The following is an 8679-nucleotide window of genomic DNA, read 5'->3' on the forward strand; positions in this document are numbered from 1 at the left end:
CTACTCCAATAACCTGGCTGGTTGTACATGGCTTTTAAATGTGAGATGAACAAACGCACCTTGGCCGGGACGTTCCTCTGCTGCGGATACACAGCCATGATGTCGTACTCAGGAATCGCGTAATCGTCGAGCACCGTTTCCAGCAAGCCGCTCTCCAGCTGGCTTTGGATTTCCCAGACGGAGCGCCAGGCAATGCCCAGACCTTCGGTCATCCAGCGGTGCAGCAGTTCGCCATCGTTGCAATCCAGGCTGCCCTGAGCGCGTACTGAGACGGTTTTGCCGCGGTGATTAAAATACCAGCCACGCTGTTGTCCACCTTGAAGATTGAAGGATAGGCAATTATGCTTAGCGAGGTCGTCCAGTGTTTTGGGTTTGCCATGTTTTTTGAAGTAGTCGCGCGTGCCGCATACGACACGTTTGTTGGCGGCAAGTTTGATGGCAACAAAATTCGGGTCGATGTTGCCGCCAATACGGATACCCATGTCATACCCTTCCTGTACCAGATCAACCACGCGGTCGGTCAGGTTGAATGACATTTTCAGGCCGGGATGTTGTTCGAGAAAGTTCTGGGCATAGGGCGCAACGTGCTGGCGGCCAAAGGATGCCGGGGCGGAGACGATCAAGTGACCGCTGACTTTGTTATGGCCGGCAGAGAGCGTGCTTTCGGCTTGATCCAGCTCGTTGAGCATCTTGCGGCAATGTTCCAGATAGACCGAACCTTCTTCAGTCAGGGCCAAACGGCGGGTGGAGCGATGCAGTAAGCGGACGCCGAGCCGTTTCTCTAGTGCATCAATGCGCCTGCCTACCATAACGGGCGTGACTTGCAGGGCTAGGGCTGCTGCCGCGAAGCTGCTATGCTCGACCGCCATCACAAATGCTTCGATCTGTTTGAGTTTATCCATTCGATACCTGGAGTATTTAATTGGTTAATTAATTATTCTATTCTAAATTTAATGGATAAGAATTACTATACGGCGTAGGAAACTTTCATTTCAATGGAGATTATGTAATGGCAAAGATGACAGCAGCCCAAGCAGCGGTTTGGGTAATGCAGAAAGAGGGCATTGATCAAGCTTTCGGCGTACCAGGCGCAGCGATCAATCCGTTTTACTCCGCCATGCAAAAGCAAGGCACGATCAAACACATTCTGGCACGCCACGTAGAAGGCGCGACCCACATGGCTGAGGGTTACACCCGCGCCAAAGCTGGCAATATCGGTGTTGCCCTCGCTACCTCGGGCCCTGGCGGCACAGACATGATTACCGGTCTGTACTCGGCAATTGCCGATTCGATTCCAATCTTGTGTGTCACTGGTCAAGCGCCACGTGCACGTTTGCACAAAGAAGATTTCCAGGCTGTTGATATCGAGTCGATCTCGAAGCCAGTGACCAAATGGTCGGTGATGGTTCGCGAACCGGCATTGGTTCCACAAGTATTCCAGCAAGCATTCCACATCATGCGCTCCGGCCGTCCAGGTCCAGTGCTGATCGATTTGCCATTTGACGTCCAGGTTGCTGAAATCGAATTCGATCCAGACCTGTACGAACCATTGCCAGTCTACAAGCCAGCAGCAAGCCGCAAGCAGATCGAACGCGCAATTGCGATGCTGAACGAAGCAGAGCGCCCATTGCTGATTTCCGGCGGCGGCGTGATCAATGCAAATGCAACGCCGTTGATGCTCGAATTTGCTGAGCTGGTTAACGTTCCTGTCGTTCCAACCCTGATGGGCTGGGGCACAGTACCTGACGATCATCCACTGATGGTCGGTATGGTTGGTCTGCAAACATCGCACCGTTACGGTAACGCGACGATGCTGGCTTCGGACTTCGCGTTCGGTATCGGTAACCGTTGGGCTAACCGTTTCACCGGTTCGATCGACGTCTTCACCAAAGATCGTAAATTCGTTCACATCGACATCGAACCGACACAAATCGGTCGCGTGTTCGGTCCAGACCTCGGCATCACTTCCGACGCTGGCGCAGCACTGAAATTGATGATTGAAGTAGCGAAAGAATTGAAAGCTGCCGGCAAACTGAAAAACCGTGATGCATGGCTGGCTGAGTGCCAACAGCGCAAACGCACGATGTTGCGTAAAACGGATTTCGACGTAACGCCGATCAAGCCACAACGCGTGTACCAGGAAATGAACACCGTGTTCGGCAAAACAGCGCGCTATGTTTCGAACATCGGTTTGTCGCAAATCGCTGCGGGTCAATTCCTGCACGTGTACAAAGAACGTAACTGGATCAACTGCGGTCAAGCAGGTCCATTGGGCTGGACTGTTCCAGCTGCTCTGGGTGTCCGGGCTGCAGACCCAACCAGCGAAATCGTTGCTATCACAGGCGATTACGACTTCCAGTTCCTGATCGAAGAATTGGCAGCCGGCGCGCAGTTCAACCTGCCATACATCCACGTGTTGGTGAACAACTCGTACTTGGGCCTGATCCGTCAAGCTCAACGTATGTTCACAATGGACTACTGTGTATCGCTGGCATTCGACAACATCAACTCGACCGAAAACGCTTCGTACGGTGTTGATCACGTTAAAGTGACTGAAGGCCTTGGCTGTAAAGCAATTCGCGTCTACAACCCGGACGATATCCAGCCTGCGCTGCGTAAAGCACAAGAGTGGATCAAAGAATTCAAGGTGCCAGTCGTTGTTGAAATCATTCTCGAGCGCGTGACCAACATCGCTATGGGTACCGAAATCAACGCGATCAACGAATTCGAAGAAATCCTCGACGTTAAGGAAGCTTAAGATGACAAAACTTGCTGCCAATCTGACCATGCTGTTCAATGAGGTTCCATTCATGGACCGCTTTGAACAGGCTGCAAAAAACGGTTTCAAAGGCGTTGAGTTCTTGTTCCCATACGATTTCCCTGCGGCTGATGTCGCAGCGAAATTGAAAGAGAACAACCTGGAAATGGTTTTGCACAATCTGCCAGCCGGTAACTGGGCTGGTGGTGAGCGCGGTATCGCTTGCCATCCTGATCGTGTAGAAGAATTCAAGGCTGGTGTCGACAAGGCAATTGAATACGTCAAAGTGCTCGGCACCAAACAGGTCAACATCCTGTCCGGTATCGTGCCTGCTGGCGTAACGCATGAACAAGCAGAAGCGACCCTGGTTGCGAACTTGAAATATGCAGCTGCCAAATTGAAAGCAGAAGGTATCCCGTTGTTGATCGAAGCGATCAACACATTTGATATCCCTGGCTTCTTCCTGACCGGCACCAAACAGACTCTGGACATCATTGCCAAGGTCGGTTCGGACAACCTGTTCTTCCAATATGACATCTATCACATGCAACGCATGGAAGGTGAATTGGCGAACACGATGAAGAACAACCTCGCGGTTATTCCTCATCTTCAGCTGGCAGATAATCCAGGTCGTTTTGAACCAGGCACAGGTGAAATCAACTACACCTTCCTGTTCAAGTTCCTGGATGAAATCGGCTACAAGGGCTGGATCGGTTGCGAGTACAAGCCTAAGGCAGGTACAGTAGAGGGATTGGGTTGGCGCGCTGCGCACGGCCTATAATGTAACGCGCCTTATACGATAATGAGCGGTCCGAAATGGGCCGCTCATTATTTCTACAGGTGTCCGTAGCAATTACACTTAATCAAAATCAGGAGTCAATCATGGCAAAAGTTGGATTTATCGGTTTGGGAATCATGGGCGCACCAATGGCGCTGAACCTGCAAAAGGGTGGTCACCAACTGTTTTTGCATGATCAAAAAGCACCGGCACAAGAATTAGTCGATGGCGGCGCAACTGTTTGCGCATCGGGCGCTGAAGTCGCGAAAAATGCAGACATCATCATCACCATGGTGCCAGACACCCCGCACGTTGATGCAGTTTTGTTCGGCGACAACGGCGTTGCAGCCGGTTTGTCCAAAGGCAAAATCGTGGTCGACATGAGCTCGATCTCGCCTATCGCTACCAAAGAATTCGCTAAAAAAATCAATGCACTGGGTTGCGAATACCTGGATGCACCAGTATCCGGTGGTGAAGTTGGCGCGAAAGCAGCTTCGTTGACCATCATGATCGGTGGTTCGGAAGCAGCATTTGCAACCGTCAAACCATTGTTCGAGTTGATGGGCAAAAACATCACTCTGGTCGGCGGTAACGGCGACGGTCAAACCACTAAAGTGGCTAACCAGATCATCGTTGCACTGAACATCCAGGCTGTTTCCGAAGCATTGTTGTTCGCTTCGAAAGCAGGCGCAGATCCAGCGAAAGTCCGTCAGGCACTGATGGGCGGCTTTGCCAACTCGCGCATTCTGGAAGTACACGGTGAACGTATGGTTAAACGTACCTTCAACCCAGGCTTCCGTATCGAACTGCACCAGAAAGATTTGAACCTTGCATTGCAAGGCGCAAAAGCAATGGGCGTTTCCTTGCCGAACACAGCGAATACCCAAGAGCTGATGAATGCATGTGCAGCCAATGGCATGAGTGGTCTCGATCACTCGGCACTGTGCCGCGCGATTGAAATCATGTCGAACCACGAAATCGCCAAGGCGTAATTTCGTTTCGATAGTAATTCAACCGGCATTGTGCTTGTTTGCAATGCCGGTTTGATTCTCGCGGTTTTTACGCGCAGTGAATCAAGCAATGAGTCGCATAGTTTGCATCACAAGATTTAATACGCATCTCCCCCAATTCTTAGAAATATTCTCGCCACATGTCGATAGCCCCACGTCAGTTTTTAAACGACCTGTATGCAACAGCGGTAGAAGCCGTGAGCGCACAGAAGTGCATGCCCGCCTACCTGCCGAAGCAATCGGTCAAAGGTCGCACGTTGGTGATTGGTGCCGGTAAAGGCGCCGCTGCAATGGCCAAGGTAGTTGAAGATACATGGCCAGGCAAAGTCGAAGGTTTGATCGTTACGCGTTACGGCCATGGCGCCGACTGCAAGCAAATCGAAGTTGTTGAAGCCGCGCATCCGGTGCCGGATGAAGCAGGTCGCCAGGCTGCAGGTCGCATGCTCGAACTGGTCAAAGGTTTGACCGAAGACGACCTCGTGTTGTGCCTGATTACCGGTGGTGGTTCGGCTCTGCTGAGCTTGCCGGGTGAAGGCATCTCGCTGGAACAAAAACAGGCTTTGAACAAGGCGCTGCTGAAAAGCGGTGCAACGATTTCTGAAATGAATTGTGTGCGCAAGCACCTTTCAGCTATCAAAGGCGGCCGCCTTGGTTTGGCTTGTGCGCCAGCACGCGTCGTGACGCTGCTGATTTCCGACGTGCCTGGTGATGATCCTGGCGTGATCGCCAGCGGTCCAACGCTGCCTGATCCAACCACTTGCGCAGAATCACTGGCAATCCTGAAAAAGTACAAGATCGAGATTCCGGACAACATCCTGCAACATCTTGAATCCGGCGCAGGCGAAACACCGAAGCCAGGTGATGCGCGCTTCGTACGTAACGAACATCACGTGATCGCGACCGCGCAACACGCGCTGGAAGCGGCTGCAGAAAAAGCACGTGCAGCCGGTATCACGCCTTACATTTTGTCGAACGACCTGGAAGGTGAATCGCGCGATGTCGGTTCCGTCCACGCCGCATTGGCAAAACAGGTTGCGAAGTATGGTCAACCATTTGCCAAACCTTGCGTTATCTTGTCCGGTGGAGAAACCACGGTGACCGTGCGCGGCAAAGGCCGTGGCGGTCGCAATGCAGAATTCTTGTTGAGCCTGGCCGTTGCCTTGAATGGCGCTCCTGATATTTACGCACTGGCATGTGATACCGATGGTATCGACGGTTCGGAAGATAACGCGGGCGCGATCTATCAACCGGATTCGATCGCACGTGCTGCCGCGGCAGGTCACAACGCGAAAGCGATGCTGGAAAATAATGACGGTTATGGTTTCTTCAGTGCGGTGGGTGATTTGATAGTTAGTGGCCCGACTCGCACGAATGTGAATGATTTCCGTGCCATCCTGATTTTGTAATTTATTCGCCGCTGTGAGGTGATTGCACGCATAGCGGTATTGTTTTTTTAATTTTCATTTAAGAAGAAGACCTGTCATGAGACGTAATCGTAAAGCAAAAATCGTTGCTACCCTGGGCCCAGCAAGTGGTGATGTGGCAACCATCTCTGCCTTGTTCGAAGCTGGCGTGGATATGTTCCGTTTCAACTTCAGCCATGGTTCGCACGAAGATCACCGCGCACGTCACGTCATCGTGCGTGACCTGGAAAAAAAATACGGCCGTCCAGTGTCGATCCTCGCCGATTTGCAAGGCCCTAAGATCCGTCTGGGTACGTTCACCGGCGACTCCGCTATGCTGAAAGAAGGCGAACAATTCGTGCTCGACCGCGATGAAACACCAGGCGATGCATCGCGCGTATACCTGCCGCATCCTGAGCTGTTTGCTGCCGTTGCAGCCGGTCAGAATCTGCTGTTCGACGACGGCAAAATTCGCGTCTCGATCGAAAGCAACTCGGGTGACCGCATCGTCACTCGCGTGACCACCGGCGGCAAGATTTCGAACCGTAAAGGCGTCAACGTACCAGACGCGATTCTGCCGATTCCGGCAATGACACCAAAAGATCTGGTTGATCTGGAATTCGCATTGTCGCTGGGCGTGGACTGGGTTGCGCTGTCTTTCGTGCAGCAAGTTTCCGACATCGAAGATGCACGCAAGATCATTGGCGATCGCGCCTTGATTCAATCGAAAATCGAAAAACCGGCTGCGATGCTGGACATCGATGCAATCTGCAAAGCATCCGACTCCGTCATGGTTGCCCGTGGCGATCTGGGTGTTGAACTGCCGATCTCGCAAGTGCCACGCGCGCAGAAAGAAATCATTCGTGTGTCTCGTAAATACGGCCGTCCAACCATCGTTGCCACGCACATGCTGGAATCGATGACCGAGTCGCCAATGCCAACCCGCGCAGAAGCTTCCGACGTCGCTACTGCGATTTATGAAGGTGCCGATGCTGTCATGCTGTCGGCTGAATCGGCCAGTGGTAAAAATCCGGTTCGTGCGGTGCAAATGATGGATTCCATCATCAAGGAAGTGGAATCCGATCCGGTTTACCGCAACCTGCTGGATGCGCAGCAAGTTGCGCCACGTGCAACACCGGAAGATGCGATCTGCATCGCCTTGCTCGACACAACCACATCGCTCAACGCGGCATGCACCGTGACTTACACCAAGTCCGGTAGCACCAGCATGAGTGCTGCACGTGTTCGTCCTAACACATCCATCCTCAGCATCACGCCGGAACTCAAAACCGCGCGTCGTCTGGCATGGGTTTGGGGCATTCACTCGATCGTCGGTAAAGACGTGCATTCGGTTGACGAAATGGTCAGCGAAGCAGTGACGGCAGCTGTGCGTGAAGGTTTCGCCAAAAAAGGCGAATACATCGCGATCTCGGCTGGCTTGCCATTCGGTGAATCCGGTACAACCAATCTGTTGCACATCGCAACAGTGAAGTAATCTAAAGCAAGCATTTCGATGTAAAACAGTTTCTGAGAGACGGTATGTCTGCCGTTTTTCAGAACTGACATGAATGAGTTGTTGAGTTGCAATAACTCATTCATGTCAGATGTAAAAATCTGACATGGGTCAATTGACATAGCCGTTTTATGACATAGACTACGAGTCGTAGTTTGATTGACCTGTTGTAGAAGTACGAAGCTAGGGGTCCTAGGCAGATGCGTTCCGCATTTGCCGGGTGAGAAAAACCCTTGAACCTGATCTGGATAATGCCAGCGAAGGGAAGCTACCGAGAACGTGTATCGCATCCAGCATTCGAATTGTATTTATCGATGCTCAAGTTGAAACGATACATGTTCCCGAAACCTCCTTAGCTGGCTCCAAGCCACTGTAGTTAGCCAAGGAGCCAAAATGAGTGCCAATCCGAAATTTCTGTCCGCTACCGCCACGGTAGATGAAGCAGCGATTCAACCATTACCAAATTCCACCAAAGTTTATATTCAAGGTTCGCGTCCTGATATTCGCGTGCCTATGCGCAAGATCACGCAATCCGATACCGCAGCATCGTTTGGTTTTGAAAAAAATCCTGCGATCTATGTCTACGATACGTCCGGCCCGTACACCGATCCTGAGGCGAAGATCGATATCCGTTCCGGCCTCGATACGCCGCGCATGCCGTGGATACTGGAGCGCAAGGACACAGAAGAACTGGCCGGCCCAACATCGGAATATGGTATCGAACGTCTGAACGATCCCAAGCTCGCAGAGTTGCGTTTCAACCTGCATCGCAAACCGCGTCGCGCACTTGCAGGCAAAAACGTGTCGCAGATGCATTACGCACGTCAGGGCATCATCACGCCGGAAATGGAATACGTTGCGATACGCGAAAACATGAACCGTCGCGCGTATCTGGAAGAGCTGAAACAATCCGGACCTAAGGGTGAAAAACTCGCCGAGCTGATGGGTCGTCAACATCCAGGCCAATCGTTCGGCGCGGCGATCCCGCAAGAGATCACTGCTGAATTCGTACGCAGCGAAATCGCCCGCGGCCGCGCAATCATTCCAGCCAACATCAATCATCCGGAAATCGAACCGATGATCATCGGCCGTAATTTTCTCGTGAAGATCAACGCCAACATCGGCAACTCTGCAGTCACATCTTCGATAGGTGAAGAAGTCGAAAAAATGACCTGGGCGATACGCTGGGGCGGCGATAACGTGATGGATCTGTCGAC

General features: G+C 52.1%; 7 protein-coding genes and 1 riboswitch. Of the genes, 6 read left to right on the top strand and 1 reads right to left on the bottom strand.

What is annotated here, in order from left to right:
* On the bottom strand, nucleotides 1-902 hold a 902-nt coding region (locus ABWP27_RS10810; protein WP_353156542.1), incomplete at its 3' end, for a LysR family transcriptional regulator.
* A 107-nt stretch (nucleotides 903-1009) separates the two neighbouring features.
* On the opposite strand from ABWP27_RS10810, the gene gcl reads away from it, so the two are divergent.
* From gcl to ABWP27_RS10840, 6 genes are all read left to right on the top strand, one after another.
* On the top strand, nucleotides 1010-2758 hold the full coding sequence (gene gcl / locus ABWP27_RS10815) for a glyoxylate carboligase (protein WP_353156543.1): 1749 nt from the start codon (nucleotides 1010-1012) through the stop codon (nucleotides 2756-2758).
* Nucleotide 2759: 1 nt separating this feature from the next.
* Nucleotides 2760-3539 (top strand): hydroxypyruvate isomerase, encoded by a 780-nt coding sequence (gene hyi, locus ABWP27_RS10820; RefSeq protein WP_012078245.1) that lies wholly within the window; start codon nucleotides 2760-2762, stop codon nucleotides 3537-3539.
* Nucleotides 3540-3640: 101 nt separating this feature from the next.
* A complete protein-coding gene (gene glxR, locus ABWP27_RS10825) occupies nucleotides 3641-4528 on the top strand; it encodes a 2-hydroxy-3-oxopropionate reductase (protein ID WP_353156545.1) in 888 nt (295 codons plus the stop codon).
* Between the two features lie 158 nt (nucleotides 4529-4686).
* Nucleotides 4687-5952: a glycerate kinase type-2 family protein gene (locus tag ABWP27_RS10830; protein WP_353156547.1), complete on the top strand. Its 1266-nt coding sequence runs from the start codon at nucleotides 4687-4689 to the stop codon at nucleotides 5950-5952.
* A gap of 76 nt (nucleotides 5953-6028) precedes the next feature.
* A complete protein-coding gene (pyk, locus tag ABWP27_RS10835; RefSeq protein ID WP_353156550.1) occupies nucleotides 6029-7444 on the top strand; it encodes a pyruvate kinase in 1416 nt (471 codons plus the stop codon).
* A gap of 193 nt (nucleotides 7445-7637) precedes the next feature.
* A riboswitch (TPP riboswitch) is annotated at nucleotides 7638-7745 on the top strand.
* A 110-nt stretch (nucleotides 7746-7855) separates the two neighbouring features.
* Nucleotides 7856-8679, top strand: an 824-nt coding sequence (locus tag ABWP27_RS10840) for a phosphomethylpyrimidine synthase ThiC (protein WP_353156552.1), incomplete at its 3' end; no start/stop codon positions are given.

The organism is Herminiimonas fonticola (assembly GCF_040395855.1).
In the GTDB taxonomy this organism is placed as follows: Bacteria; Pseudomonadota; Gammaproteobacteria; order Burkholderiales; family Burkholderiaceae_D; genus Oxalicibacterium; species Oxalicibacterium fonticola_A.

Excerpts from the sequence above, each read along its gene's own strand:
- gcl (WP_353156543.1), top strand. The coding sequence starts at position 1,010 with ATGGCAAAGATGACAGCAGCCCAAGCAGCGGTTTGGGTAATGCAGAAA.
- hyi (WP_012078245.1), top strand. The coding sequence starts at position 2,760 with ATGACAAAACTTGCTGCCAATCTGACCATGCTGTTCAATGAGGTTCCA.
- glxR (WP_353156545.1), top strand. The coding sequence starts at position 3,641 with ATGGCAAAAGTTGGATTTATCGGTTTGGGAATCATGGGCGCACCAATG.
- ABWP27_RS10830 (WP_353156547.1), top strand. The coding sequence starts at position 4,687 with ATGTCGATAGCCCCACGTCAGTTTTTAAACGACCTGTATGCAACAGCG.
- pyk (WP_353156550.1), top strand. The coding sequence starts at position 6,029 with ATGAGACGTAATCGTAAAGCAAAAATCGTTGCTACCCTGGGCCCAGCA.